Raw genomic sequence first — 25,310 nt, forward strand, 5'->3', positions numbered from 1 at the left:
TGGCGAGCCGATCAGTTGGCGTAACCGGCCTGGATGTCGGAGAGCACCGTGTCGGTGTCCTTGCCGTCGATCCAGTCGACCATTCCCTTCCAGAACGAACCGTTGCCGACTGTGGCAGGCATCAGGTCGGATGCATCGAAGCGGAAGACGGTCGTCTCGTCCTGCATGATCTTCATGGCTTCCTGCAGGAACTCGCTCGATGCGAGGCTCGGGTCGGCGTTCTTGTTGGCGGAGATGACTCCACCCAGCTTGACGCGAGCATCGGCGAACTCCGGAGAGGCCATGAACTCGAGCACCTTGACGGTCGACTCGTCGTCGGAGAACGCGGCGACGAACTCGCCACCGCCCTCGATCTGGAGCTCGCCCTCGGTCTCACCCGGCATCACGAATGCGTAGACGTCGCCGTCGGGACCGACGGTGGGCACCTCGCCCTCGGCGGTCTGCACGTCGAGGAAGTTGGCCGAGAGGAACGAGGCCTGGTGGGTCAGTGCGCAGCTCTTGTCGGCGACCTTGGCCGCGACGTCACCGAAGGCGGTGGCGTTGATGCTCTTGACGTCGCCGTAGCCCGCGTTCACGTACTCGGGGTTGAGCAGGATCTCGCCGACGGCGTCGAACGCGTCCTTGATCTCGGGGTCGGTGAACTTGACGTCTCCCGCGACCCACTTGTCGTAGACCTCGGGGCCGGACTGGCGCAGGACGAGGTCCTCGATCCAGTCGGTGCCGGGCCAGCCGGAGGCCGCCTCGGAGGCGAAACCGGCGCACCAGGCGGGCTGGCCGGTCTTCTCGACGATCGTGTCGGTGAGAGCGATCATCTCGTCCCAGGTCTTGGGGACCTCGACGCCCCACTCCGCGAAGCTCGCGGGCGAGTACCAGACGTAGCCCTTGACGTTCGCGAGCATCGGAGCCGCGTAGAACGTGTCGTCGAACGTGCCGTACTTCTTCCAGTCCTCAGACCAGTTCTCGTCGACCGCGGACTCGACGCCCTCGGGCGCTGCCATGACCTTGCCGGTGTCGACGAGGCTCTTGAGCAGGCCGGGCTGCGGCACGATGGCGATGTCGGGGGCGTCTCCACCGGTCACCTTGGTGACGATGTTGCCCTCGAAGCCCTTGTCGCCGGTGTACTCGACCTTGATGCCGGTCTCTTCGGTGAAGGCGTCGAAGCTCGAGTTCAGGTCTTCGGCCTCGACGCCGGTGATGCCTCCCGAGATGCGGACGGTCGTCTTGGCCTCGCCGCCGTCTCCGCCGTCGCCCGAGCCTCCCTCAGTGCAACCCGCGAGAGCGAGCGTCGCGACTCCGACCAGAGCGATCGGGGCGAGAAGGCGGTATCGCTGTGACAATGCCATGTGTGTTTCTCCTCTTAGGTAGATCATCCGTTCGCCCAGAGGAGCAATCGCCGCATCCATTGGGGAACCGATTCCAGGCAAACCTACTGGCCTCTCGGCGTCCCACACAACAAGCGAAGGTCACAAGCTCGCAACCTTTGCCGACACCGCGGGCCGCTTCGTGGGAGCGCTCCCGTGAATCAGGTGTGGAACCGGTTCCCTTTGGAGGATCCGCCGACTACGCTGTGATCGGCACACGAAGGACGTGGCGCTCGCGCACCTGGTCAGGGAGGACCGATGAGCAAGATCTCCGACGTCGCCGCCCTCGCCGGAGTATCGAAGGCCACGGCCAGTCGCGCGCTCAGCGGACGCGGCTATGTCTCGGAGGAGACCCGTCAGCGCGTGGCTGGAGCGGCGCAGGAGCTCTCGTACGTCGCCCACTCCTCCGCGACCAGCCTGGCGACAGGGCGCACGCACACGGTCGGCGTGGTCATGCCGCCCGTCGACCGCTGGTTCTTCTCCGAGCTGCTCGCCGGCATCCAGGAATCCCTGTTCGCGCTCGACTACGAGCTCGCCCTCTACGGCATGCAGGAGGGCACCGCGACCAGGGACCGGCTCTTCGACTCCGTGCTGCCCGGGCGCCGCTTCGACGGGATCATCGCCGTCGGCATCCAGCCGAGCGCGCATGAGCTCGAACGCCTGCGCCGATCCGACCGCCCGCTCGTCAGCGTCGGCCCCTACAGCGAGGGGTCCAGCGCCGTGTCGATCGACGACGTGGGGGCGGCGCGCATCGCCACCGAGCACCTGATCGGGCTGGGACACGCCGACATCGCCTTCGTCGGCGGCGCCGGCGACGCCGACGCCGACGACCTCAGCTTCGGGGACGCCCAGCGCGTCGAGGGCTATCTCGAGGCCCTGGCGGCCGCCGGCCTCGAGTCCATCGCGCGGATCGCCGACTCGCCTCCGACGATGCCCGGCGGGTACGCGGCCGCCGTCGAGCTGCTCGCCGACCGCCGAGGACGCCCGACCGCGATCGTGGGGGTGTGCGATGAGACCGCGATCGGGGCCATGATCGCGGCGCGACGCCTGGGCATCGCCGTGCCGACGGAGATCAGCATCGTCGGCATCGACGACCACCAGCACGCCGAGATGTTCGCGCTCACCACCATCAAGCAGTCACCCCGCGAGCAGGGACACGAGGCCGTGCGGCTGCTGCAGCGGCAGATCGACCAGCCGGACGCACCGCGCGAACGCTCGGTGACGGCATCCGCCCTCGTGGTGCGCAGCTCCACCGCCAGACGACGCTGACCCGCACGCTCCGGACGCACGAAAGCCCCGAGGAGACCCCGGGGCTTTCGTGAAGTCGTCCATCCGGGTCGCGGCGCAGAGGCCGCGACCCGGAGCGGATTACTTGAGGGTGACGGTGGCGCCAGCGGCCTCGAGGGCCTCCTTGGCCTTGTCGGCTGCTTCCTTGTTCGCGCCCTCGAGCACGGCCTTGGGAGCACCGTCGACGACGGCCTTGGCCTCGCCGAGACCGAGCGAGGTGAGCTCGCGGACGGTCTTGATGACCTGGATCTTCTTGTCACCTGCGGACTCGAGGATGACGTCGAAGGAATCCTTCTCCTCGACCTCTTCCGCGGCTCCTCCACCAGCGCCGGCAACGGCGACGGGTGCAGCAGCGGTGACCTCGAACTTCTCCTCGAACGCCTTCACGAAGTCGTTGAGCTCGACGAGGGTCAGGCCGGCGAACTGCTCGAGCAGCTCCTCAGTGGTGAGCTTAGCCATGATGTATCTCCTAGATAGATGGGGTTTGTAGACGAGATCGGAGGTCGCTCACGCGGCCTCTGCGGTCTCCAGCTTTTCGCGAAGCGCGTCGATGGTCGCGGCAGCCTTGCCCATCGTCGCCTTCATCATGCCCGCAGCCTTCGCCAGCAGAGCCTCACGGCTCTCGAGCGCGGCGTACTTGTTGACCTCGTCGGCAGAGAGGGCGTTGCCCTCGAAGATGCCGGCCTTGATCACGAGAAGCGGGTTGGCCTTGGCGAAGTCACGAAGAGCCTTGGCAGTGGCGACGAAGTCGCCGTGCACGAACGCGACGGCCGACGGACCCTTGAGGTCGTCGTCCAGCGCGGTGATGCCAGCCTTGTTGGCGGCGATCTTGGTCAGCGTGTTCTTCACCACGGCGTACTCAGCGTCCTGACGGATGCTGTTGCGCAGCTCCTTGAGCTGGGCAACCGTCAGACCGCGGTACTCGGTCAGCAGAACGGCGGACGAGTTCTCGAATGACTTCGTGAGCTCGGCGACCGATGCATCCTTCTGCGCCATGGTCACTCCTTGGTGTGTACGAGGCGCCGCACGGTGGTGGGGCGCCGACTCCGACCGCATGCAACAGAAAAGCTCCGGCGCAAGCGCACGGAGCTTTGAAAGTTCGTGTCCTGCGCGGGCCCCTGCTGAGCAGAGCTTCGATCGACTCGCGTTCGCACGCTCGACGATGACCAGCGGTCTTCGGTTGATCCCACTGTACCCCACCCCCGCCGCCTCCCCAAATCAGGGGGATCACCGTCGATGCGCGGCACGCCCCCCGTGTCCGGCGAGGGCGTCTGCCGCGCGGATGAGGCTCAGGTGCGAGAGCGCCTGCGGCGTGTTGCCCGCATGCCGAGCGTTCGCGACGTCGTACTCCTCCGACAGCAGACCCAGATCGTTCGTCATCGCGATCAGCCGGTCCATGAGATCTCGGGCGTCGTCGAGGCGATCGCTCGTCGCGTACTGCTCGACCAGCCAGAAGCTGCAGGCGATGAACGGATGCTCTCCGCCTTCCAGGCCGTCGACACCCGACTCGGTGCGATAGCGCCGGACGAACCCGTCGGTGAGCAGTGTGCTCTCGATCTGCTCCACGGTGCGCAGCATCCGCGGGTCATCCGCCGTGCAGTACCCGACCTGCGGGAGCACGAGCAGCGACGCATCGACCTCCGTCGACCCGTAGTGCTGAATGAAGTATCCGTGCTCGGCATCGACCCCGCGCTCGTCGATCTCGCGACGCAGTTCGTCGCGCACCTCCGCCCACCGTCCGGCATCGCCGGTGAGGCCCTGCTCCTGCACCGCGCGGACGCCGCGGTCGAGAGCCGCCCACATCATGACCCGGGAATGGGTGAACCACTGCGGTTCGCCGCGGATCTCCCAGATGCCGTTGTCGGGACGCGCGATCGAGGCGATGACCTGCTCGATGAGGGCCCGCTGCAGCGGCCACGAGAAGTCGCCCTCCTCGAGACCCGCGATCCTCGCGCACTCGAGGGCGACCAGCACCTCCCCGATCACGTCGCCCTGATACTGGTCGACGGCGCCGTTGCCGATGCGCACCGGCGCCGCGCCGTCGTACCCGGGCAGGCTCGACAGCTCGCGCTCGACCAGATCCCGCTCCCCGGCGATGCCGTACATGATCTGCACCTCGCTCGGCTCCCCCGCGACCGCTCGCAGCAGCCATCGCCGCCAGTGATGGGCCTCGGTGAGGAAGCCGTGTGCGATGAGAGCCTCGAGCGTCAGTGCGGCATCCCGCAGCCAGACGAAGCGGTAGTCCCAGTTGCGCGCGCCGCCGAACTGCTCGGGAAGCGAGGTGGTGGCCGCGGCGACGATGCCGCCGGTGTCCTTGTTCGTCAGCGCCCGCAGCACGAGCAGCGAGCGGACGACCTCGGCGCGATACGGACCCTCGTGCTCGATGCCGCTCGCCCACCCCTGCCACCAGGACCGCGTGGCGGCGATCGCCTCGTCGACGTCGATCGGCGTCGGCGCATGCTCGTGCGAGGGGAACCAGCTGAGCGTGAGGTCGACGACCTGGTCGGCCGCCACCGTGAACGTCGCGCGGTGCACATGGTCCTGGGCGACGAGCCGCACCCCGCGGACGATCACGGCCTCGGGGCCGGCGGTCGCGTGGAGTGCGGGCTCCTCGGCCGAGCCCACCTGTCGCACCCAGGGCAGCCGACGGGAGTAGTCGAAATGCAGGCGCAGCTCCGTGGCGAACTCCACCCGCCCTGAGATGCCGACGATCCGGCGCACCACGTCACTGCGCGTCGGATGCAACGGCAGGAACTCCTGCACCTCCGCGACGCCGTCGGCCGTCTCCCACCGGGTCACGAGCAGGAACGTGTCCGAGACGTAGTGCCTCCGAGCGGTGGCCGCGGCCTCGGTGGGGCGTAGGCTCCAGCATCCGTTGCGCGGATCTCCCAGCAGCGCCCCGAACAGCGACGGCGCATCGAACCGCGGCAGACAGAGCCAGTCGATGCTGCCCTCGCGCGAGACGAGCGCGCCGGTGCGGCAGTCGCTGAGCAGGGCATAGTCCTCGATGGGAGCGGGCATCGCCCGATTCTGGCACGACACCCTGTGCGTCGGAGCGGTTACGGTGGGACCATGACCGCTGCGACGACGCTCGTGATCTTCGGCGCCGGGGGCGACCTCGCCTCCCGGCTGCTCCTTCCCGCCCTGGGACAGCTGCTGACACGAGAGCCGTCCCGCGCGGTGCGCATCGTCGGCGCCGACCGCGAGGACTGGACCGACGCCGACCTCGAGGCGGTCGTGACGAAGGCCTTCGCCTCGATGGACGCCGAAGAGGCTGCCTCTCGTGTCGACGTGACGTTCGTGCGCGCCGACATCACCGACGCCGAAGACCTGCGCACTCTGCTGCAGGGCTGCACCGGACAGGTGGCCCTCTACTTCGCGGTGCCGCCGTCTGTGGCCGAGGCCGCGATCGAGGCCCTCACTCCCGAGATGCTGCCGGCGGGGACGATGCTCGTCATGGAGAAGCCCTTCGGCACCGATGAGGCGAGCGCCCGTGCCCTCAACCGCACTCTCACCGCCCTGGTGCCGGAGCATCAGATCTACCGGGTCGACCACTTCCTCGGCCGCTCGACCACGCTCAACCTGCTCGGTGCGCGCTTCGCGAACCGCATCCTGGAGCCGCTGTGGTCGGCCGAGAGCATCGAATCCGTCGACATCGTGTACGACGAGGCGCTCGCGCTCGAAGGCCGCGCCGGCTACTACGATGCGGCCGGCGCGCTGGTGGACATGATCCAGAGCCACCTGCTGCAGGTTCTCGCGGTGCTGGCGATGGAGGAGCCCGCCACGCTCGACGAGGTCGACTTCCGCGCCGCGACGAGCGCCGTCCTCCGTGCGACCGCGGTGTGGGCCGACGACCCCGCGACGTCCTCCCGCCGAGCCCGGTACACCGCGGGCTCGGTCGGCGGTGCGGAGAAGCCCTCGTACGTCGACGAACCGGGCGTTGACCCCGATCGCCGGACGGAGACGCTGGCGGAGGCCACCTTCGAGGTGCGCAACGCCCGCTGGGCGGGAACACCGTTCCGACTGCGGTCGGGCAAGGCCCTCGGCACGCCGGCGACCGAGATCGTCGTGCGCTTCCGCCCGGTCCGGCACCTGCCGACGGGTCTCACCGGTTCGTCCGACGGAGCCGTGCTGCGCTTCTCGCTCGGCCCGGATCGGATCTCCCTCGAGCTGAACCTCAACGCCGCCGACGACCCGTTCGAGCTCGAGCGCGCCGCCCTGTCGGCCGATCTCGGCGAGGGCGCGCTCAAGGCCTACGCCGAGGTGCTGTCTGGCGTCCTCGACGGCGACCCGCTGCTCTCCGTCCGCGGCGACGCCGCAGAGGAGTGCTGGCGGATCGTCGCCCCGATCCTCGACGCATGGCGCCGCGACGAGGTGCCGCTCGACGAGTACCCCGCGGGGTCATCCGGCCCGGCGGGCTGGCCCACCCACGCCTGATCACCGCGCCTGCGGCGCAGCGGCGTGTGAAGGGACGCAGAGTCCCCGGGCGGGGTTAGGGTCGAAGGGTGACTCCCGAACTCCGCGCACGCATCGTCGCGGATTCCCGTGACCGCGTGGCGTGGATGCGAGCCCGCTCGCGCGGCATCACCGCGACGGATGTCGCAGGACTCACCAGCGAACGGTCGATCATCCGCGCCGCCGACTCGAAGCTCGGCGGCGGCCCCCGGTTCGGCGGCAACGCCTACACCGATCACGGCCGACGCCGAGAGCCCGAGATCGCCGCCTGGGTGGCGGCCACTCACGGCATCCTGCCCTCGTCCGCCCTCTTCCGCGCCGAGGTCGAGCACCGCCATCTCGCGACTCCCGACGGCATCGCCGTCGATGCGGACGGCCGCGTCAAGCTCGCCGAGATCAAGACCACCAACAAGGCCTTCCGCGGCATCCCGCGCACCTACCTGCGCCAGATCTGGTGGCAGCAGCACGTGCTCGGCGCCGAGCGCACGCTCTTCGTCTGGGAGGAGCACGTCGACTTCGCCCCGATCCACGACGAACCGCGCTGCGTGTGGATCGACCGCGACGACCGTGAGATCGCGAAGCTCGTGGGGCTTGCCACCGATCTCATCGACGAGCTCTACCGACGGACCACCGGCATGCAGGTGCCGACCCGCATCGCCGACGCCGCCGCAGCCGCCGCAGCCAGCCGCCGTGAGCACCTGCGCGAGCGCGACGCTTTCCGCGCGCTGGCACTCGCCGACTGACCTCCTTCGGCGCGAGCGCCCTCGCGCACGAGCATCTTCGTGCGGCTCAGGTGCAACTGGAGCCGATGCCCAGCGCACCGACCGCGAGCTGTCGACTCACCCCGGTCGAGACCCAGGCCGTGCCGGCGAGTAGGTTGCGCGCCGTCATCGTGGTGGTGCTGCCCAGCAGATTCGTCAGCAGGCTCGCCAGCAGGCCCTGGGTGAGCACCGCCGTGTGGGTGTACACACCGCCGGTCGCCGGACCGGTGCTCGTGATGTTCGCGGCGGGGACCGTGGCGGTCGTCGAGCCCTGAGTCAGGGTCAGGCTCACGCCCGTGGCCGGGTAGGTCGACGTCCACACGAGCGTCACACTCTGGAAGATCCCGAGGCCGTTGTTCACCGCGGTGCACGAGGTGATCGTCGGCGCCGGCACGGTGAACGCCCGGAACGTCGCGGTGGAGTACTCGCGGTCGGTGAACGCCGCGTCGGTCACCTGCGCGGCGGGAGCGAGGCAGATGCCGACCAGCAGCAGGGTCCCGGCGACGCCGCCGAGCATCCGTCGCCGCCCACGCGCACTCACGATCCGCCGTCCTTCGCGGCCGCACGGGCGCGCGCCGCTGCGGCGAGCGCCCACCCGGCGGCGAGAAGCAGGAGGGCGCCGCCCACCGCCCAGGGAGCCACCGGCGACGGCCCGGTGGTCGCCAGGCCACCGCCCGGCCCCACGGTCGCCGACTCCCCCGAGCCCTGCGCGTGGACGCGCACCTCGGTGCTGCCGAGCTGCGCATCGGCGAGGGTGCTGCCGAGCTGCGCATCGGCGAGGGTGCTGCCGAGCTGCGCATCGGCGAGGGCGATCGAGAGGCGCAGATGCGCCGCATCGTCGTCGGACATCTCGACGAGCGAGACCTCGGCGCCGTCACGGGGGATCGACCACGCCGCCCGCACGACCGTCTCGCCGCCGGGGCATCCGCCCGCTGTCCAGGCCTGCGTGCACAGGGCGGCGTCGACGACGAGATCAGCATCGCCGGTGGCGCTGACGCCGACTCGCACGGTGCCGGGCTCGGGAGCATCCGCGCTGACGGTGACGTCCCACCGGACGGGCTGTCCAGGGCGGAGGCTCGATGCGGCGTCCCAGTCGGCGACCGACACGAGCGTGAGCACCTCCCCCTGCACGATCTGGGTCGAGGGCACGGCCCACGCGGCGGTCGGCGCGATGAGCGCCATGCCGGCGGCGACCGCGCTTGCGATGGCCGCCGCCCTGACTCCCGACCTGCGGATCATGACCCGGCCCCCGTGGCCGCTCGTGCGCGGCGCGGCCAGAACGCCCACACCACGAGCGCCGTCGCCCCGATCGTGAGCCCGCCGAGCACCAGCGGATCGCCGAGCGCCACGATCACGGTCGCGATGCCCGGCACGGAGAACAGCACCACACGCACCGACTCCACGGTGTAGAGGTACGGGTCGTCAGCCGCATTCGCATCACCGCGCATCGTGAGGACACGCTGCTCACCGCTCTCACCAGGGGCGATGGATGTGACCCGGTGGGTGACGGGGAGATCACCCGGGCGAGAGACCGTCACGACGTCGCCCACGGCGATCTCGGACGCTGCGACCTGCTGCACGACGGCCACGGAACCCGCAGGGATCGTCGGCGACATCGACCCCGTGCGGAACATGATCAGCGTGATCTGCGCGGTGAGCGCGAGGACGACCAGCACCATGCAGATCGTCCCGGCGATCGCGGCCACCCAGAGCAGTGCATCGACGAGCAGACGTCCGGCTCGAGACGACACCTCGCGACGCTGCGACTCGGGGGCCGCGCTGTCGCGTGCCGCCGCGTTCGGCGCCGTGAAGCGCTCTGCCCGCCGCTCGCGGAGCTCCCGTCTGGTGGCCGGTGCGCTCATGACATCCCTCCGCGTCTGCGGCGCCCGCTCAGGACGCCGTCCCGAGGATCTGCCACGTCTGGATCGCCGTCAGCCCCTGCGCTCCGTTGTCGGCGGTCGAGGGGAGGGTCACGGAGATGCAGTAGTTGACCGTGGATCCGCCGTTCGCACCCACGGCCTGCGACCCGGTGCCCCCGGTGGACATCGTCGAGTTGTCGGCCACCACGGCGGTACCGGCCGGGTAGGTGGTGGCGTTGCACGTGGTGCCCGTGATGGTGCGCACCCCGTAGCGCAGGTAGGGGCCGAGGCCCGTGCCCGCCGTCGACGCCACGCTCAGCTGCAGCGAACCCGCCACCGACGGGTTCGCGGTCTTCACGCTGAACAGCGAATAGACCGTGGTGCCTGGCACCATCGCACCGAAGGGGGCGCTGAACGTGAGTGCGGCCGGAGAGCCGACCGGATGGCTGCTGAACGTCGCGCCGTCGACGGCACCGACGATGTCGAAGCGACCGGCGGTGAAGGTCGCGCTGCTGTACTCGGAGTCGTTCCATGCCGCGAGGGTCATCGTGGCGCCGACGCCGAACACCAGCCCGCCCGCGAGGACGGCCCGGATCCGGCGGGAGCGCGATCGCCTTCCCTCCCGCATGGATCTGCGGGTGCCGGCCATGATCAGTTGGCGGTCGAGGTCGCCGTGAACTTCCATGTCGCGGTCGCCGCGGCGCCCTGGGTGAGACCGGATCCGGCCGTGACGGCGAAGCACAGCTGCACCGGAGTCCCCGCGGTACCCGCCGTCGCCCCCTTGGTCAGCGGCACCGAGGTGGCACCGGTCTGTGTCGCGAGGGTGGCGCCGGAGGCGAGCAGTGTGCCCGTCGCCGCGGCCCCGCAGGTCGCACCCGGTGCGATCGCCGTCACGGTGTAGGAGAGGTTCGCGGCGTTGCCGCCCGATCCGGCGGTGACACCCGTGGGCAGGAGCGTCGCGTTGTTGGTCGTCGTGCTGTCGAGACGTACCCAGAACGGTGCGTAGACCACGTCACCCGGTGCCATCGAAGACGCGACGGCCGGGAGCTGGAACACCAGCGAGACCGCCGTGTCGCCGTTGTCCACATTGTGATTGACGTACGCGGTCGTGGCGCTCGCCGTCGAGCCCTCGAGATTGAAGGATCCGGCGGTGAACGTCCCCGATGCGAACTCCGAATCGTTCCACGCGGCGAGGGTCACCCCGATTCCCACGCCGAGCACCAACCCGCCGGCCAGAACGGCCAGCACTTTCCGTGTCGTGTCCTTCTGAACCATGTCTCCCCCTCAGGAACCGAGAACCGCGGATGCCTGGGGACGCCCGACTGGGGCGCATCCGCGGTTCGGTATGGATCAGTTTTGTCCACAGAATGCCGGAACACAACCCCTGAGCGCGCATAGCTGTACAAGAATGGGGGATTCTGAGAGAAAAACGTCTACCTGTCTTCGCGACCGGTCGGATGGTTGCGGTTAGTCGCTCCCAATGCGCCTCAGCGCGACAGCACGCGCTGCGCCTCCGCTGCGACATCGGCAGCGATCGTGTCGAGCAGGGACGAGCGCAGATTCCACTGCTGCCAGAACAGCTCCACGCGCAACGCCGGGCCACCGAGGGGGATGAGGCCGTCGTCCTGCTGCAGTACCGGCACCATTCCCCAGCCGAGCCCCAATCGCACCGCGAGTGCGTAGTCGTGCGATGCCGGCACATAGTGCCGCGGCACCCCCTGCTGGTCGACCCCCTTCGCCGCGAGCCACTCGTGCTGCAGCGCGTCGCGGCGATCGAAATCGACGAACGGCGCGGCGGCCAGAGCCTGCGCGTTCACGCCGTCAGGGAACCAGCGCCGCACGAAAGCAGGTTCCCCCATCGCGTGATACTCGAGCACCCCCAGAGGCGAGACCGAACAGCCGGCGACCGGGGTCGCCTCACTCGTGACGGCGGCCATCACCGTGCCCGACTCGAGCAGTCGCGCCGTGAAGTTCTGATCGTCGCGGTGCAGGTCGAAGTCGAGATCGTGCACAGCCGACAGCCGAGCGAGTGGCGGCAGGAACCACGTCGACAGCGAATCGGCGTTCACGGCGAGCGGGATGCGGGCGCGAGGCGCATCCTCGCTCTGCAGACCCAGACCGGCGAGCGCATCGTGCTCGAGAAGCGCCATCTGACGCGCGAGCCGGACCACGGCCTCGCCCGCCTCGGTGAGGCGGGCCGGCTTGGTGCGCACGAGGAGCACCCTGCCCAGCTGCTCCTCGATGGTCTTCAGGCGCTGGCTCACCGCAGAAGGGGTGATCCGGAGGACGCGGGAGGCCGCATCGAGCGTGCCCTCGTCGGCGACGGCGGCCACGGTGGCGGCGAGTTCGGGGTCTATCTTCACATCAGTGATGCTAATGGTTCGGTAGAAATCCTCGCTGGTGCTCATGTGGGGCTGCTCCCTAGCGTGGAGGCATGCTCTCCGTCTTCTCGGGTCTCGGCCTCGGCCTGTCCCTGATCATCGCCATCGGCGCCCAGAACGTCTTCGTGCTGCGACAGGGCATCCGCCGTGAGCACGTCGTGGCCGTGGTCGTCATCTGTGCGGTCTCCGATGCCCTGCTGATCGCCGCCGGGGTCGCCGGACTCGGCTTCGTCATCTCGGCGGCGCCGTGGCTCGTCGCCGTCGTCCGATGGGCGGGAGCGCTGTTCCTGCTGACATACGGCCTGCTCGCCGCTCGACGCGCCTGGCAGGGCGGCGAGGGGCTGCGCGTGGACACCGCCGAAGGCGACGCGCGCCCCGGGTACGCGGATGCCCGCGCGGCCGGGCCCGCGAGCACGGGCACAGGCACCCGCACCCGCGAGGCCACGGGCACCGGCACGCGCACGGGACTCGCACCCGTCATCCTCACCGTGCTCGCACTCACCTGGCTCAACCCGCACGTCTATCTCGACACGGTCCTGATGCTCGGATCCATCGCGGCGACGCACGGCGAGCAGCGGTGGCTGTTCGCCGCCGGGGCGATCACGGCGAGCGTGCTGTGGTTCACCGCCCTCGGCTTCGGTGCGCGCTACCTCGGTCGCTGGTTGCGCACCGAACGATCGTGGCGGATCCTCGACGCGCTGATCGCCGTCGTCATGATCGCACTCGCGGTCAGCCTCGCACTGCCCGTGATCGGAGTCTGATCGACGGCCTCGCCCTCACGCGCCGTCGAGGGGCCGCAGGAGGCGTGCGAGGAAGCGCTGAGTGCGCTCGTGCTGCGGTGCGCCGAAGATCTCCGCCGGGGTTCCCGACTCCACCACTGCGCCGGCATCCATGAAGAGAACGCGGTCCGCGGCTTCGCGCGCGAAGCTCAACTCGTGGGTCACCACGACCATGCTCCACCCTTCGTCCGCGAGCTCCTTGATCACGAGGAGCACCTCGCCGACGAGCTCGGGATCGAGCGCGCTGGTGGGCTCGTCGAAGAGAAGCAGGTCTGGCCGCAGGGCGAGCGCGCGCACGATGCCGACGCGCTGCTGCTGCCCACCCGACAGCTGGTGCGGGTGCGCGTCCTCCTTGTCGGCGAGCCCCACCCTGGCCAGCAGCGCCCGCGCATCGGCTATCGCCTCGGCCTTCGGCCGGCGCTGCACCCGCCACGGCCCCTCGATGACGTTCTCGAGCACCGTCAGATGAGGGAACAGGTTGTGGTGCTGGAACACCATCGCCGACCGATCGCGCAGCGCGAGCCGCTGGCGCGCCCGCACCCGCGGTGCGACGGCGTCTGTGGGCGCGAAGTCGATATCAGGACCCCCAGCGACCACGATCGTGCCGGAATCCGGGGTTTCCAGCCCGTTCAGCGCACGCAGCACGGTCGTCTTGCCCGACCCGCTCGGGCCGATCAGCACCACGACCTCGCCGCGGTGCAGGGTCAGATCGATGCCGCGCAGCACCTCATTGTCACCGAAGCTCTTGCGCAAGCCACGGGCCGTCAACAGCGCGTCGGCCGGCGAGCCCGGTGTCGGGGACGGGACATCGGCGGGCGTCGGATCGGGCGAGCTCGCCGGGTCAGTGAGCGACATTGCGGTCGAGTCTCCTCTCCAGTGCGCTCTGCCCGAACGAGAGGATCAGACAGAGCACCCAGTACACCAGGGCCGCAGCCAGGTAGAGCACCATGAACTCCAGGGTCGCCGAGGCGATCTGCTGGGCCACCTTGAACAACTCGGTCACCAGGATCAGGGATGCCAGAGAGGTGTCCTTGACCAGCGAGATGAACGTGTTCGACAGCGGCGGCACCGAGACCCGAGCGGCCTGCGGCAGGATGACGCGGGTCAGTGTGCGCGTGCGGTTCATCCCCACCGTGTAGGCGGCCTCCCACTGGCCCTTGGGCACCGAGAGGATGGCCGCGCGGACGACCTCCGCACCGTAACCGCCCACGTTGAGGGACAGCGCGATGATGGCGCTCGGCCACGGGTCGATCTTCAGTCCGATCGATCCGAGACCGTAGAAGATCACGAACAGCTGGACGATCATCGGCGTCCCGCGGATGACCGAGATGTAGAACCTCGCGACGGCGGAGAGAAGCGGGTTGACTGAGATCCTCATCAGGGCGATGCCGACCGCGATCACGAGACCGACCGCGAAGGAGATCAACGCGAGCGGCACCGTGACCGTCACACCCGCCAGGGCGATGGGCCCGAGCGAATCGAGGAACAGCTGCCAGGGGTTCTCCATGGGTTACTGGGTGACGTCTTCGCCGAAGTACTTGTCGCTGATCTCGGCCAGCGTGCCGTCTGCACGCAGCTCGTCGAGGGCGGTGTCGATCGCGTCGACGAGCGCGGTCTTGTCCTTCGTGAACACGAACGCCTGCTTTCCCGCATCGTCGGTCTCGGCGGCGATCTTCAGCCCGGAGTCGCTGGTGGTCTTCTCGTAGTCCAGGAACGTGAGCTTGTCGTTGATGGTCGCATCCACGCGCCCCTGGCGCAGCAGCTCGACGGCCTGCGCCCAGCCTTCGACACCCTCGACCTTGGCACCGGACTCGGTGGCCAGGTCGTTCCAGTTGCTGGTGAGCGACTGCGCGGTGGTCTTGCCCGCGAGGTCGGCGAACGAGGAGATCGAGTCGTCATCATCCGCGACGACGATGACTCCGGGCGAGACGGTGTACGGGGTGCTGAAGAGATACTTCTCCTCGCGCTGGTCGCTGATGCTCACCTGATTCGCGATCACGTCGAAGCGCCCCGCGTCGAGGCCGGCGAAGATCGCGTCCCACTGGGTCTCTTGGAACTCCACCTCGAGCCCGAGCTTGTCGGCCACGGCCTGGATGATCTCGACGTCGAATCCGGTGAGATCTCCGGTGCCGCCGTCGCCGTGGAAGCTGAAGGGGCGATACGTGCCCTCGGTCGCGACGGTGAGGGTGCCGTCGGTGACGAGACCGAAGTCGGACCCCGCGCCCGGCTCGGACGATGAGGTGCTCTCCGGCGAGGTGCTGCCGCTGCACGCGGTGAGTGCGGCGGCGACGACGACCAGAGCCGTGACGGCGATGAGGCGACGGGACATGGGAACCCTCCTGGGGTGTGCGATGTGACGCAGGCGATGAAACACGGTGCTGTGGCGCGGAACTCCCCCACAGTACGCGGCATCCGGGTCGCATCCCGTATCGGATGTCGTCGGATGTCGTTCCGGGAGAACGCAGAAACGCCCCCGGGAGAACCCGGGGGCGTTTCAGAGTGTCACACTCAGATGGCGTTGACGTCCAGCGGGATGCCGGGGCCGAACGTGGTCGACACGGCGCCCTTCTGGATATAGCGGCCCTTCGAGCTCGACGGCTTCAGACGCACGATCTCCTCGAGCGCTGCACCGATGTTCTCATCGAGCTGCTCAGCGGTGAACGAGGACTTGCCGACGACGAAGTGCACGTTGGCGTGCTTGTCGACGCGGAACTCGATCTTTCCGCCCTTGATCTCCTCGACTGCCTTGGCAGCGTTGGGGGTCACGGTGCCGGTCTTCGGGTTCGGCATCAGACCGCGCGGGCCCAGCACCTTTCCGAGACGACCGACCTGGCCCATGAGCTCAGGGGTGGAGACGGCCGCATCGAACGCGGTCCATCCGCCGGCGACCTTCTCGATGAGCTCGGCGCCGCCGACCTCATCGGCGCCTGCGGCGATCGCCGCCTCGGCCGCGGGGCCGGTGGCGAAGACGATGACGCGGGCGGTCTTACCGGTTCCGTGCGGCAGGATGACGGTGCCGCGCACCATCTGGTCTGCCTTGCGGGGGTCGACCGAGAGCTTCAGCGCGACCTCGACGGTCGAGTCGAACTTCGACGAGCCGGTCTCCTTGGCCAGAGCGACGGCCTCGGAGGGGGTGTAGAAACGGTCTGCCTCGATCTTCTCGGCGGCAGCCTTGTAAGCCTTGGACTTGGTAGCCATGATTATTCTCCTCAGCCCTCGACCGTGATGCCCATGGAACGGGCGGTGCCGGCGATGATCTTCGAGGCAGCCTCGATGTCGTTCGCGTTCAGATCGGCCTGCTTGGTCTCTGCGATCTCGCGGACCTGCTCCTTGGTGATCTTCGCGACCTTGACGGTGTGCGGAGTCGCGGAGCCCTTGGGGATGCCTGCGGCCTTCTTGATGAGCTCCGCCGCCGGCGGGGTCTTCAGGATGAACGTGAAGCTGCGGTCCTCGTAGACGGTGATCTCGACGGGGATGACGTTGCCGCGCTGCGACTCGGTCGCGGCGTTGTACGCCTTGCAGAACTCCATGATGTTGACGCCATGCTGACCGAGCGCGGGGCCGATCGGCGGCGCCGGGTTGGCAGCGCCAGCCTTGATCTGAAGCTTGATCAGGCCGGTCACCTTCTTCTTCGGTGCCATTCTCTTTCCTTTCATCGAATCGGATGCCTCGGCATCCGTTTCTCCCGCGATCCGGCGGTTCCGGACAGCGGTGGGATTCGCGCGCACGCCGAAGCGGCACGCAAACCACGTAAGTCTACCCGATCCGGAGACCCGCGGACTACGCACGCCGTTCGAGCACCGGATGCCGAGCGGGGTCGATAACGCAGGGGAACAGCCCGTTCGGGATGCGGAACTGACCCCGCACGGTCTTCCGGATGCGGAACTGACCCCGCACGGGACTCGCCGCCCGTTCGGGATGCGGAAGTGACCCCGCACGGGACTCCCCGCGGGATCGCCGCCACGTCGACGTGCCGGACGCCGAGCGGGGTCGATAACGCAGCGGAACAGCCCGTTTCGGATGCGGAACTGACCCCGCACGGAATCACGGATGCGGAACTGACCCCGCACGGTCTCGACACCCGTTTCGGATGCGGAAGTGGCCCCGCACCGAATCACGGATGCGACAACGGACCCCGGATGCGAGAACGGCCGCCCCGAAGCGGGACGGCCGTTCTCGTGAGACGTGTGTGTCAGATCATCTTCGTGACCTGGTCGAACGACAGCTCGACCGGGGTCTCACGCTCGAAGAGCGACACGAGCACCGTGAGCTTTCCGCTCTCGGGCTTGATCTCGCTGATCGAACCGGGCAGACCCGCGAACGAGCCCTCCTTGATCGTGATGGTCTCGCCGACCTCGAAGTCGACCTCGGCCGGCAGCGGACGAGCGACGGCGACGCCGCCCTTCGACGCGATGTTCTTGGCCGTGGGGACGTCCTTGACCTCGACGAGGGACTTCAGCATGTTGAAGGCCTCTTCGAAACGCAGCGGAGTCGGGTTGTGAGCGTTGCCCACGAAGCCGGTGACGCCAGGCGTGTGACGGACGACGGACCAGGTGTCTTCGGTGAGCTCCATGCGCACGAGCACGTAGCCCGGGATGCGCACGCGGGTGACCATCTTGCGCTGGCCGTTCTTGATCTCGACGACGTCCTCCATCGGGACCTCGATCTGGTAGATCTCGTCCTCGACCTCGAGCGTCGACTTGCGCTGCTCGATGTTCGCCTTGACCTTGCGCTCGAATCCGGCGTACGAGTGGATGACGTACCACTTGCCGGGCAGCATCCGCAGGTCGAGGCGGAACGCCTCGTACGGGTCCTCCTCGGCGTCGTCGGCATCCTCGTCGCCCTCGGCGTCGTCCTCGTCGGCGTCCGCCGCGGGACGGTCGTCTTCGCCGTTCACGTCGGGGCCGTCGTAAGGGGTGACCTCGTCGGCCCCGGCAGCCTCGAGCTCGGCGGTCTCGTCCGCCACGGATTCGTTGAGGACCTCGGCGGCGGCCTCAGCCTCTGCCGCCTCGTCCAGGTTGAGAGCGTCGTTCACGATCGCATCCGCCTCCGGGTCGTCGATTTCGATGTCGGTGTCGTCCTGCGTGTCGGGCTCGGCGTCGACGTCCTCGACGTGCAGCGCGACGTGCTCGGCCGGGGTGACCGAGTTCTCCTCAGCGGCGAGGACGTTGCCCTCCTGGGCCTCGTCCTCCTCGCTGGACTGCTCGGCAGCGGTCGCCCAGTCGGCGTCGTCGGAATATCGTTCAGCCACGTTGTTTCTTTCCAATCACTGCGGCCAGGCCGCGAGGGCGTCAGGCGCCCGGAACCCCGAACACCACGTGCGTCACCCAGGCGAACAGGGTGTCGAGTCCGTAGACGATGCCCATGACGATCAGGACGAAGACGAGCACCACTGCGGTGAACTTGACCAGTTCCTTGCGGGTCGGGGTGACGACCTTGCGCAGTTCGGCGATGACCTGACGGAAGAACAGGGCGATGCCCGCGAAGAAGCCCACGAGTCCGCGCTTCTTCTCGCGGGTGGCGCCGGACGCGACGACATCGCCGCGCGGTTCGTCCTGATCCATCCTGAATGTACCTTTCGTGTGTCAGCGTGTGCTGACGCGCAGGGCGGACAGGAATCGAACCTGCAACCTGCGGTTTTGGAGACCGCTGCTCTGCCAATTGAGCTACCGCCCTAGAGACCGGATGGTCTCGGGGTGTCGTCTTCATCCTGCCATCCGGACCGGACCGGAGGACCGGGCACGGCGAAAGAATGCAGACAACAACTGCTCGTCAAGCATACGGCATCCTCCGGCCGCGGCCGAACCGGACCCCGAGGTGCCGTTGTTGTTAGGCTCGGCGGGCGGACGCGACAGGAGGCGATGCGGTGAGTGCTGACGTGCAGCAGTTCCAGGTGGACCTGCGCGGGGTCGTCGACCTTCTGAGCCGGCACATCTACTCGAGCCCCCGCGTCTATCTGCGCGAGCTTCTGCAGAACGCGCGGGATGCCGTCACGGCGCGCCGCGAGGTCGACGGTGCGGGCGGACACATCCGGATCACCCCGCTCACCGACGCCTCCGGCGAGTTCGTGCTGCGCGACGACGGGATCGGCCTGACCATCGACGAGGTCGCGGATCTGCTGGCCACCGTGGGGCGCAGCTCGAAACGCGACATCTTCGACCTCCCGCGCAGCGACTATCTCGGCCAGTTCGGCATCGGGCTGCTCAGCTGCTTCATGGTCGCCGACACCATCGTGATCCGCTCGCGCAGCGCACGCGGAGGCTCGGCGGTCGAATGGACCGGCAACGCGGACGGCACCTTCCGCGTCGTCGAGATCGACGACGATCTGCCCATCGGCACCAGCGTGCACCTGTCGGCGCGGTTCGACGCCGACGACCTGCTGCGCCCCGCCGCGGTGCGCGAGCTGGCGACGACGTTCGCCGAGTTTCTGCCCGTGCGCGTCACGGTGGACTCACCGACCGGCGACATCGACATCACCCGCCCCGCGCCGTTCCTCGATGCCGCGGACGACATCGAGCAGGCCGTGCGGTACGGGCGCGACCTCCTCGGCGCCGCCCCCTTCGACGCGATCGAGCTGCACGAGCCGGCGACCGGCACGCGCGGACTCGCCTACGTGCTGCCGTACGCCCCGCCGCCGGGCGCACGCCAGGCGACGCGTATGTATCTGGGGCGGATGCTGCTCGGCGAGCGCGTCGACGACGTGCTGCCGGAATGGGCGTTCTTCGTCCGCGCGGTCGTCGACTCCACCGGCCTGTCGCCGACCGCGAGTCGCGAGTCGCTCGTCGACGACGCGGCCCTCGAGCGGGTGCGGGAGCACCTCGGCGCCGGCATCCGTCGCTGGGTGCTCGAGCTCGGGCTGCGCGAACCCCACCGGCTCGCGCAGTTCGTGGCGATCCACGAGGTGGGGCTGAAGTCGCTCGTCCGCCACGATGAGGAGCTCGCGCGGTTCATCACCCGGTGGCTGACCCTCGAGACCACGCACGGCACGATGCGCATCGGCGATCTGGTCGAGCGGTATCCGCACGTGCGCGTCGCCCCGTCGGTCGACGAGTTCCGTCAGGTGGCGGGCATCTCACCGGCATCCGAGGTCCTTGTCAACGGCGGCTACCTCTACGACTCCGACATCGTGCGCATGCTGCCCGATCTCTATCCCCACGTCACCGTCGAGGTCGTCGACGTGACCGGGGAACTCGACCGCCTCGATCCCCCTCCCCTGGACGACCGCGACGCCGCGCTCGCCCTCGAGGCGAGGGCGAGCGCGGTGCTGAGCGCCTCCGACTGCTCGGTCACGGTGCGCTCCGTCGACCAGCCCGAGCTCGCCGCGCTCTACGTCGCCGACCCCGAGGTGCTGCGCCGCATCGATCGCGGTCGCACGCGAGGGATCACCGGATCGCTGTGGGGCGGGGTGCTCGATCGCATCGACGCGACGACCGCGGCGGGCGGAGCCGAGGATCTCCGCGCACGCCTGTGCCTGAACTGGTCGAACCGCGTGATCAGAGCGCTGGTGCGCGTCGCCGACGACGCGGTGTTCGCCCGCACCGTGCAGCTGCTCTACATCCAGGCCCTGCTTGCCGGACACCACCCGCTCTCCGACTCCGACCGCGCCCTCATGACGACGGCCCTCACCGACCTGGTCGCACTGTCGGCCGGCCTCGAAGAGGACTCGCTGCCGTTCGACGACGCGTTCTGATCCGCCCACCACAGCCCGAAGGACTCACCATGGAACGCTCGCGCACGCGCTTCACGCAGCTTGTCGAGGAGATCGATCGCACCCCCTGGGGCCCCGCCGAGCAGGCGCTCGTCGCCGAAGCGGTGGCGCTCGCGGTCGAGATCGGCGACGAGCGGCTCGAGTACGAGGCACGGATGCGGCAGACCGCGTCGGCCAACATGAACGGCGCGACCGACGTGATGCTGAACTCGTTCGCGTGGTGCCTGGCCCGGCACGATGCGGACCCGCAGCGCTTCCCCGCCGACCTCGAATACGGCGGCGCCGACCTGATGTGGCAGTTCAAATGGATGGCCTCGTCGCTGCGGTCGTCGCCGGCGTTCTCGTCCGAGCAGATCGCCGCAGTGCTCGACGACATGGAGGCGCACTACCGGGCGGGCGGGCTCGGGCTCAGCGGCGTGCTGACCGCGCGCTTCGAGGACGCGTGGGATGCCGGCCGCCTCGACGACGCCGAGACCCTGCGTGTGCAGCTGGAGGCCACGCCCCGAGACGATCACAGCCACTGCGACGCCTGCGGACGCAGTCAGTTCGCCGGTTTCTTCGCCGAGACGGACCGTGAGGAGCAGGCCATCCGTCTCGTCGAGGAGATGCTCGAGGGCGGATTCTCGTGCGGCGAGGAGCCCGAGCACGCCCTCTCCCGCGTGCTCGTGCCGTACCTGCGCGCAGGCAGGCTGGATGAGGCGAGGAGTGCCCATCTGCGCAGCTACCGCCTCGCCAAGGACAATCCCGACAACCTGCGCATCGTGGCCAACAACATCGTGTTCTCCGCTCTCACCGGCAACGAGGCCCGCGCGCTCGCCCAGGTCGAGCGCCACATCTCGTGGCTCGGCCACGACGGCCTCAACGTCGACGCGCACGCCGCCGCACTCGCGGCCTTCGCCTTCGCGCTCGATAGGGTGACCGCGGCCGGACACGGCGACACCCCGGTGCGGGGCGCGGACTCCCCCGCGCTCACCGAGTTCTTCGGCGCGCACGAGGGAGCCTGGCACGCCGCCGAGCTCGCTGCGGCGTCGTGGGCGGCGGCGGAGCGCATCGGCGCCGAGTTCGATCGCCGCGACGGCACCGACGGCCACGCCCGCAGCCTCGCCAGGACCCGCACCCTCTCGAGCGAGCACTACGACGTGCCGATCCGCTCCGACGCCTTCTCCACCGTCCCTGAGGCGGCCGCTCCCGCGGATCCGGATGCGTGGTTCGACCGCGCCATGCAGCTCGCCCAGTTCGGCGCCGAGCACGAGACGCTCCAGGCGCTCCCGCACGCGATGGGCGTCGAGGACCCCGGCAAGATCGCGCAGCTGCTGTCGATGCGGCTCGGGATCCTCATCGCCCTCGACCGCGAGGAGGAGGCTGCCGAACTGCTCCCCGCGCGCATCGATGCTCTGCGGGCGGCCGGACTCGACGAACAGGCCGACCTCGAACAGCGGCTCGGCCTCGCCACGTTCGGCGTGAACACCGCCGACGCCGCATCCGCCCTCGAAGACGCGCTCGCCGACGCGTCGTCCCTGCCCGCATGGTCGCGCGGAGACCTCGCCATCAGTCGGGCCTCGCTGCACCTGCAGTCCGAGGAGCCGGCGGCCGCTCTCGACATGGCGGAGATCGCCGCCAGGGCCTTCGTCGAAGCGGGCGACGTGCGGCTGGCGAACACCACGACGCTCGTCGCCATCGCGGCGATGCTGCACTCGGGAGACATCGAGAGCGCCTCGGCCGTGCTCGACCGCTTTCTCGCACAGGACGACCTCAGCACCGGTCACCGGGCGCAGGCCCTGCAGACACGCGCCAGGGTGCGCGGCGGCAGCGACGCCTTCGTCGAGGGTGCCGCGGATGCCGACGAGGCCTGCCGGCTGCTCGCCGGGCTCGGCGCGACCACGGCCCTGGCCGCGGCGCATCTGCTCGCCGGCGCGCTGTGGGAGGACGCCGGCGATGCCGAGAAGGCCGTCACCCGCTACCGCGTGACCTCGCGGCTCGTGGCGCAGGAGGGCGGCGATCAGGCCGGCGCCGACTTCCGCCTCGCACGCGCCATGCTCTCGGCCGGTGACTCGGCGGTCGCCGCGGAGCTGTTCGCACAGGTGCTGGAGCGCGAGGAGCAGGCCGGGGTGCCGGCCGCGTCACGGGCGATGACGGCATCCCTGCTCGCCCGCGCGCTGACGGCGTCGGGAGAGTACGGGCAGGCCGTCGGCGCCTTCGGCTACGCCGCCGAGCTGTTCGGACAGGACGACGAGCATGCCGAGCAGGCCGTGGCTCTGACCGAGCGCGCGAAGATCCTCGCCCGCTTCGACGAGCACGACGAGGCGATCGAGGCGCTCGAGACGGCATCCGCACTCGCCCGACGCGCCCCTGAGGCGGTCGGCACCCTCGCCGACGTGCTGCACAACCTCGGCCAGGCGTACGGGGCCCGTCAGGACGAGCGGGCCTTCTCACTGCTCGACGAGGTCGCGGCCCTCGCCCGGGAGCACGACGCGGAATGGCTGCTCGCCGACGTCACCGACTCCCGCGGGCGCGTGCTCGCGCAGTTCGGACGCACGGACGAGGCCGTCGCCGCCGCGCTCACCGCGGCCGACGCGTTCGCCGCCGTCGGGGACCTCGGCGCGGCAGGCGGATCGGAGCTGTTCGCGGCCCGCCTGCTCGCAGCGAACGAGCGCCCCGGTGATGCCGTGCCGATCTACCGCAGCGCGATCGAGCACGCCGACGGCCAGCCCGCGCTGCGGGAGGTCTGCGCCCTGGAGCTGGGCACTGCCCTCGAGGCGCTCGGACGCCACGCCGAGGCCGAAGAGGTGCGTGGGCTGCTCGAGAGCTGACTCACACGGGCCCGTGCTCGTCCCGGCCGACGCGGGCCGGCCGACGCGGGTCGGCCGACTCGTCCCGGCCGACGCGGGCCGGCCGACGCGGGCCGGCCGACGCGGGCCGACCGAGCTCAGAGGAACTGCCGCCAGTTCGCCCTGGCGAGGTCGAGCAGCTCGTCGCCCCGGCCGGACATGACCGTGCGGATGGCATACAGGGCGAATCCCTTCACCTGCTCGGCCTCGATCGCCGGCGGCATGGACAATTCCTGTCGCTCGGTCACGACGTCGAGCAGTGCGGGTCCGTCGTGTGCGAGCACCTCGCGCACAGCCTGGGGCAGGTCCTCGCTGTTCTCGACGCGACGGGCGAAGATGCCCATGGCCTCGGCGATCGCCGCGAAGCTCGGGTTGGTGAGATCGGTGCCGTAGGTCACGAACCCGGCCGCCTTCATCTCGAGCTCGACGAAGTTCAGCGACGAATTGTTCACCACGATGGTCTTCACCGGAAGTCGGTTCTGCGTGAGGGTGAGCAGCTCGCCCAGCATCATCGCCAGTCCGCCGTCGCCGGCGAGAGCGACCACCTGACGGTCGGGGTGCGACACCTGAGCACCGATCCCGTGCAGCAGCGCGTTCGCCATCGAGCCGTGCGTGAACGAACCGATCAGTCGACGGTTCTCGGTCATCGACAGGTAGCGCGCCGCCCACACGGTGGGCGAGCCGACATCGGCCGTGAAGATCGCGTCATCCGCGGCCTGCTCGTCGAGCAGCCGGGCGAGGTACTGCGGGTGGATCGGGCGCCCCGCCTTCGTCGGCGTGGCGAGGTCGTCGAGCTTCGCCCTGGTCTTGCGGTAGTGCGCCGTCGCGTCGTCGAGATGGCCGCGATCGCTCTTCTCGGCGAGTCGAGGCAGCAGCGCCGAGACGGTCGCGCCGACGTCGCCGACCAGGCCGAGATCGAGCGGATGCCGCTTGCCCAGCTGCGATCCGCGGATGTCGACCTGGATCGTCGTGGCGTGCTCGGGGTAGAACTGCTCGTAAGGGAAGTCGCTGCCCAGCACCAGCAGCGTGTCGGCGGCCTCCATCGCGCGATAGCCGGAGGCGAAACCGAGCAGTCCCGTCATCCCGACATCGAAGGGATTGTCGTACTCGATGAACTCCTTGCCGCGGAGCGCGTGCACGATCGGCGCGCCCAGGCGGTCGGCCAACGCGACGACCTCGTCGTGCGCGCCCTCGACACCGGCGCCCGCGAGGATCGTGGTCTTCTTCGACGCGTTCAGCAGAGTCGCCGCTCGCTCGAGCTCGTCGGCGCGGGGCACGACGACCGGATGCGTGCGCTCGATGACGACCGCACGGTCATCGGCGATCTCGGAGAGGGCGACATCGCCGGGGATCACCAGCACCGCGACCCCTCGCTGCTCGATCGCTGCGCGCATCGCGATCTCGAGCAGTCGCGGCATCTGCGACGGATCGGCGACGTACTCGACGTAGACGCTGCACTCGCGGAAGAGCTCCTGCGGGTGCGTCTCCTGGAAGTACCCGGTGCCGATCTCGGACGTCGGGATGTGGGCCGCGATCGCCAGCACCGGGACCCGCGAGCGGTTGGCGTCGAAGAGACCGTTGATCAGGTGCAGGTTGCCCGGCCCGCAGGAGCCTGCCACCACCGCGAGGTCGCCGGTGAGCGACGCATCCGCCGCCGCCGCGAATGCCGCGGACTCCTCGTGGCGGACGTGCACCCATCGGATCCCGCCGTCCTTGCGGAGGGCGTCGGTGAACCCGTTGAGGGAATCACCCGGAAGGCCGTAGACACGGTCGATCCCGTTGGCGCGGAGGGTCTTGACGATGTTCGTTGCGACGGTTGCCATGATTCCAACCTACGCCCGCGCGGGCGACCAGGTTCCGGCACCCGTCGAAGCTCGACGCGACCACACAC

At 69.3% G+C, this 25,310-nt stretch carries 24 protein-coding genes and 1 tRNA gene; 6 read left to right on the forward strand and 19 right to left on the reverse strand.

What is annotated here, in order from left to right; genetic code table 11:
* Positions 1-11 precede the first annotated feature (11 nt).
* A complete protein-coding gene (locus DXT68_RS12840) occupies positions 12-1,343 on the reverse strand; it encodes an ABC transporter substrate-binding protein (RefSeq protein WP_045254251.1) in 1,332 nt (443 codons plus the stop codon).
* 276 nt (positions 1,344-1,619) lie between these two features.
* On the opposite strand from DXT68_RS12840, the gene DXT68_RS12845 reads away from it, so the two are divergent.
* The gene (locus tag DXT68_RS12845; protein WP_045254250.1) at positions 1,620-2,630 is read left to right on the forward strand and encodes a LacI family DNA-binding transcriptional regulator; all 1,011 of its coding nucleotides are present in this window, start codon (positions 1,620-1,622) and stop codon (positions 2,628-2,630) included.
* Between the two features lie 99 nt (positions 2,631-2,729).
* Here DXT68_RS12845 and rplL read toward each other — a convergent pair whose 3' ends face one another.
* From rplL to DXT68_RS12860, 3 genes are all read right to left on the reverse strand, one after another.
* Positions 2,730-3,107 carry a 50S ribosomal protein L7/L12 gene (rplL, locus tag DXT68_RS12850; RefSeq protein WP_045254249.1) on the reverse strand — a complete coding sequence of 126 codons (378 nt, stop codon included), beginning with the start codon at positions 3,105-3,107 and terminating at the stop codon, positions 2,730-2,732.
* Between the two features lie 48 nt (positions 3,108-3,155).
* Positions 3,156-3,644 (reverse strand): 50S ribosomal protein L10, encoded by a 489-nt coding sequence (gene rplJ / locus DXT68_RS12855; protein ID WP_045254248.1) that lies wholly within the window; start codon positions 3,642-3,644, stop codon positions 3,156-3,158.
* A 231-nt stretch (positions 3,645-3,875) separates the two neighbouring features.
* Positions 3,876-5,669, reverse strand: coding sequence for a glycoside hydrolase family 15 protein (locus DXT68_RS12860; protein ID WP_045254247.1), 1,794 nt, complete (start codon positions 5,667-5,669; stop codon positions 3,876-3,878).
* A gap of 51 nt (positions 5,670-5,720) precedes the next feature.
* Between DXT68_RS12860 and DXT68_RS12865 the strand changes: the two genes are divergently transcribed.
* Both DXT68_RS12865 and DXT68_RS12870 read left to right on the forward strand, forming a co-directional pair.
* Positions 5,721-7,085 (forward strand): glucose-6-phosphate dehydrogenase, encoded by a 1,365-nt coding sequence (locus DXT68_RS12865; RefSeq protein WP_045254246.1) that lies wholly within the window; start codon positions 5,721-5,723, stop codon positions 7,083-7,085.
* 68 nt (positions 7,086-7,153) lie between these two features.
* Positions 7,154-7,846 carry a YqaJ viral recombinase family protein gene (locus DXT68_RS12870; RefSeq protein ID WP_045254245.1) on the forward strand — a complete coding sequence of 231 codons (693 nt, stop codon included), beginning with the start codon at positions 7,154-7,156 and terminating at the stop codon, positions 7,844-7,846.
* Positions 7,847-7,892: 46 nt separating this feature from the next.
* Here DXT68_RS12870 and DXT68_RS12875 read toward each other — a convergent pair whose 3' ends face one another.
* The 6 genes from DXT68_RS12875 to DXT68_RS12900 form a co-directional block, all read right to left on the reverse strand.
* Positions 7,893-8,405, reverse strand: coding sequence for a hypothetical protein (locus DXT68_RS12875; protein ID WP_156149298.1), 513 nt, complete (start codon positions 8,403-8,405; stop codon positions 7,893-7,895).
* A complete protein-coding gene (locus DXT68_RS12880) occupies positions 8,402-9,103 on the reverse strand; it encodes a hypothetical protein (protein ID WP_156149297.1) in 702 nt (233 codons plus the stop codon). Before DXT68_RS12880 ends, DXT68_RS12875 begins: the two co-directional genes overlap by 4 nt.
* Positions 9,100-9,726 (reverse strand): signal peptidase I, encoded by a 627-nt coding sequence (locus tag DXT68_RS12885; protein ID WP_052677728.1) that lies wholly within the window; start codon positions 9,724-9,726, stop codon positions 9,100-9,102. The genes DXT68_RS12880 and DXT68_RS12885 overlap by 4 nt, the downstream gene beginning before the upstream one ends.
* Positions 9,727-9,754: 28 nt before the next feature.
* Positions 9,755-10,408 carry a SipW-dependent-type signal peptide-containing protein gene (locus tag DXT68_RS12890; protein ID WP_244268188.1) on the reverse strand — a complete coding sequence of 218 codons (654 nt, stop codon included), beginning with the start codon at positions 10,406-10,408 and terminating at the stop codon, positions 9,755-9,757.
* Positions 10,375-10,998 carry a SipW-dependent-type signal peptide-containing protein gene (locus DXT68_RS12895; RefSeq protein ID WP_045254242.1) on the reverse strand — a complete coding sequence of 208 codons (624 nt, stop codon included), beginning with the start codon at positions 10,996-10,998 and terminating at the stop codon, positions 10,375-10,377. Before DXT68_RS12895 ends, DXT68_RS12890 begins: the two co-directional genes overlap by 34 nt.
* Before the next feature lie 212 nt (positions 10,999-11,210).
* Complete coding sequence (locus DXT68_RS12900; RefSeq protein WP_045254241.1) at positions 11,211-12,131, reverse strand: LysR family transcriptional regulator ArgP; 921 nt, start codon at positions 12,129-12,131, stop codon at positions 11,211-11,213.
* A 26-nt stretch (positions 12,132-12,157) separates the two neighbouring features.
* Here DXT68_RS12900 and lysE point away from each other — a divergent pair, with 26 nt between their 5' ends.
* The gene (gene lysE / locus DXT68_RS12905) at positions 12,158-12,865 is read left to right on the forward strand and encodes an L-lysine exporter (RefSeq protein ID WP_045254240.1); all 708 of its coding nucleotides are present in this window, start codon (positions 12,158-12,160) and stop codon (positions 12,863-12,865) included.
* A 15-nt stretch (positions 12,866-12,880) separates the two neighbouring features.
* Here the strand turns inward: lysE and DXT68_RS12910 are convergent, their stop codons facing one another.
* The 8 genes from DXT68_RS12910 to DXT68_RS12945 all read right to left on the reverse strand — a co-directional run bounded on the left by DXT68_RS12910 (position 12,881) and on the right by DXT68_RS12945 (position 18,559).
* Complete coding sequence (locus tag DXT68_RS12910) at positions 12,881-13,738, reverse strand: amino acid ABC transporter ATP-binding protein (RefSeq protein WP_045254239.1); 858 nt, start codon at positions 13,736-13,738, stop codon at positions 12,881-12,883.
* Positions 13,725-14,390 (reverse strand): amino acid ABC transporter permease, encoded by a 666-nt coding sequence (locus tag DXT68_RS12915; RefSeq protein WP_045254238.1) that lies wholly within the window; start codon positions 14,388-14,390, stop codon positions 13,725-13,727. Before DXT68_RS12915 ends, DXT68_RS12910 begins: the two co-directional genes overlap by 14 nt.
* Before the next feature lie 3 nt (positions 14,391-14,393).
* Positions 14,394-15,212, reverse strand: coding sequence for an amino acid ABC transporter substrate-binding protein (locus DXT68_RS12920; protein WP_045254237.1), 819 nt, complete (start codon positions 15,210-15,212; stop codon positions 14,394-14,396).
* Positions 15,213-15,391: 179 nt separating this feature from the next.
* On the reverse strand, positions 15,392-16,081 hold the full coding sequence (rplA, locus tag DXT68_RS12925) for a 50S ribosomal protein L1 (RefSeq protein ID WP_045254236.1): 690 nt from the start codon (positions 16,079-16,081) through the stop codon (positions 15,392-15,394).
* An 11-nt stretch (positions 16,082-16,092) separates the two neighbouring features.
* Positions 16,093-16,524: a 50S ribosomal protein L11 gene (gene rplK / locus DXT68_RS12930; RefSeq protein ID WP_045254235.1), complete on the reverse strand. Its 432-nt coding sequence runs from the start codon at positions 16,522-16,524 to the stop codon at positions 16,093-16,095.
* A gap of 551 nt (positions 16,525-17,075) precedes the next feature.
* A complete protein-coding gene (nusG, locus tag DXT68_RS12935; protein WP_045254234.1) occupies positions 17,076-18,134 on the reverse strand; it encodes a transcription termination/antitermination protein NusG in 1,059 nt (352 codons plus the stop codon).
* Between the two features lie 40 nt (positions 18,135-18,174).
* Positions 18,175-18,447: a preprotein translocase subunit SecE gene (gene secE, locus DXT68_RS12940; protein WP_045254233.1), complete on the reverse strand. Its 273-nt coding sequence runs from the start codon at positions 18,445-18,447 to the stop codon at positions 18,175-18,177.
* A 39-nt stretch (positions 18,448-18,486) separates the two neighbouring features.
* Positions 18,487-18,559, reverse strand: a tRNA-Trp gene (locus DXT68_RS12945).
* 190 nt (positions 18,560-18,749) lie between these two features.
* Here DXT68_RS12945 and DXT68_RS12950 point away from each other — a divergent pair.
* Together DXT68_RS12950 and DXT68_RS12955 are read left to right on the forward strand one after the other, a co-directional pair.
* A complete protein-coding gene (locus DXT68_RS12950; protein ID WP_045254232.1) occupies positions 18,750-20,573 on the forward strand; it encodes an HSP90 family protein in 1,824 nt (607 codons plus the stop codon).
* 29 nt (positions 20,574-20,602) lie between these two features.
* Complete coding sequence (locus tag DXT68_RS12955) at positions 20,603-23,401, forward strand: hypothetical protein (protein ID WP_045254231.1); 2,799 nt, start codon at positions 20,603-20,605, stop codon at positions 23,399-23,401.
* 116 nt (positions 23,402-23,517) lie between these two features.
* Here the strand turns inward: DXT68_RS12955 and poxB are convergent, their stop codons facing one another.
* Complete coding sequence (gene poxB, locus DXT68_RS12960; protein WP_045254230.1) at positions 23,518-25,242, reverse strand: ubiquinone-dependent pyruvate dehydrogenase; 1,725 nt, start codon at positions 25,240-25,242, stop codon at positions 23,518-23,520.
* Between the last annotated feature and the right edge of the window lie 68 nt (positions 25,243-25,310).

Origin of the sequence: Microbacterium foliorum (assembly GCF_003367705.1) — a bacterium.
Lineage (GTDB): Bacteria > Actinomycetota > Actinomycetes > Actinomycetales > Microbacteriaceae > Microbacterium > Microbacterium foliorum.

What these genes read in the sequence shown, in the direction of transcription:
- DXT68_RS12840 (WP_045254251.1), bottom strand. Translation starts at nt 1,343, where the DNA reads ATGGCATTGTCACAGCGATACCGCCTTCTCGCCCCGATCGCTCTGGTC.
- DXT68_RS12845 (WP_045254250.1), top strand. Translation starts at nt 1,620, where the DNA reads ATGAGCAAGATCTCCGACGTCGCCGCCCTCGCCGGAGTATCGAAGGCC.
- rplL (WP_045254249.1), bottom strand. Translation starts at nt 3,107, where the DNA reads ATGGCTAAGCTCACCACTGAGGAGCTGCTCGAGCAGTTCGCCGGCCTG.
- rplJ (WP_045254248.1), bottom strand. Translation starts at nt 3,644, where the DNA reads ATGGCGCAGAAGGATGCATCGGTCGCCGAGCTCACGAAGTCATTCGAG.
- DXT68_RS12860 (WP_045254247.1), bottom strand. Translation starts at nt 5,669, where the DNA reads ATGCCCGCTCCCATCGAGGACTATGCCCTGCTCAGCGACTGCCGCACC.
- DXT68_RS12865 (WP_045254246.1), top strand. Translation starts at nt 5,721, where the DNA reads ATGACCGCTGCGACGACGCTCGTGATCTTCGGCGCCGGGGGCGACCTC.
- DXT68_RS12880 (WP_156149297.1), bottom strand. Translation starts at nt 9,103, where the DNA reads ATGATCCGCAGGTCGGGAGTCAGGGCGGCGGCCATCGCAAGCGCGGTC.
- DXT68_RS12885 (WP_052677728.1), bottom strand. Translation starts at nt 9,726, where the DNA reads ATGAGCGCACCGGCCACCAGACGGGAGCTCCGCGAGCGGCGGGCAGAG.
- DXT68_RS12890 (WP_244268188.1), bottom strand. Translation starts at nt 10,408, where the DNA reads ATGGAAGTTCACGGCGACCTCGACCGCCAACTGATCATGGCCGGCACC.
- DXT68_RS12895 (WP_045254242.1), bottom strand. Translation starts at nt 10,998, where the DNA reads ATGGTTCAGAAGGACACGACACGGAAAGTGCTGGCCGTTCTGGCCGGC.
- DXT68_RS12900 (WP_045254241.1), bottom strand. Translation starts at nt 12,131, where the DNA reads ATGAGCACCAGCGAGGATTTCTACCGAACCATTAGCATCACTGATGTG.
- lysE (WP_045254240.1), top strand. Translation starts at nt 12,158, where the DNA reads ATGCTCTCCGTCTTCTCGGGTCTCGGCCTCGGCCTGTCCCTGATCATC.
- DXT68_RS12910 (WP_045254239.1), bottom strand. Translation starts at nt 13,738, where the DNA reads ATGTCGCTCACTGACCCGGCGAGCTCGCCCGATCCGACGCCCGCCGAT.
- DXT68_RS12915 (WP_045254238.1), bottom strand. Translation starts at nt 14,390, where the DNA reads ATGGAGAACCCCTGGCAGCTGTTCCTCGATTCGCTCGGGCCCATCGCC.
- DXT68_RS12920 (WP_045254237.1), bottom strand. Translation starts at nt 15,212, where the DNA reads ATGTCCCGTCGCCTCATCGCCGTCACGGCTCTGGTCGTCGTCGCCGCC.
- rplA (WP_045254236.1), bottom strand. Translation starts at nt 16,081, where the DNA reads ATGGCTACCAAGTCCAAGGCTTACAAGGCTGCCGCCGAGAAGATCGAG.
- rplK (WP_045254235.1), bottom strand. Translation starts at nt 16,524, where the DNA reads ATGGCACCGAAGAAGAAGGTGACCGGCCTGATCAAGCTTCAGATCAAG.
- secE (WP_045254233.1), bottom strand. Translation starts at nt 18,447, where the DNA reads ATGGATCAGGACGAACCGCGCGGCGATGTCGTCGCGTCCGGCGCCACC.
- DXT68_RS12955 (WP_045254231.1), top strand. Translation starts at nt 20,603, where the DNA reads ATGGAACGCTCGCGCACGCGCTTCACGCAGCTTGTCGAGGAGATCGAT.
- poxB (WP_045254230.1), bottom strand. Translation starts at nt 25,242, where the DNA reads ATGGCAACCGTCGCAACGAACATCGTCAAGACCCTCCGCGCCAACGGG.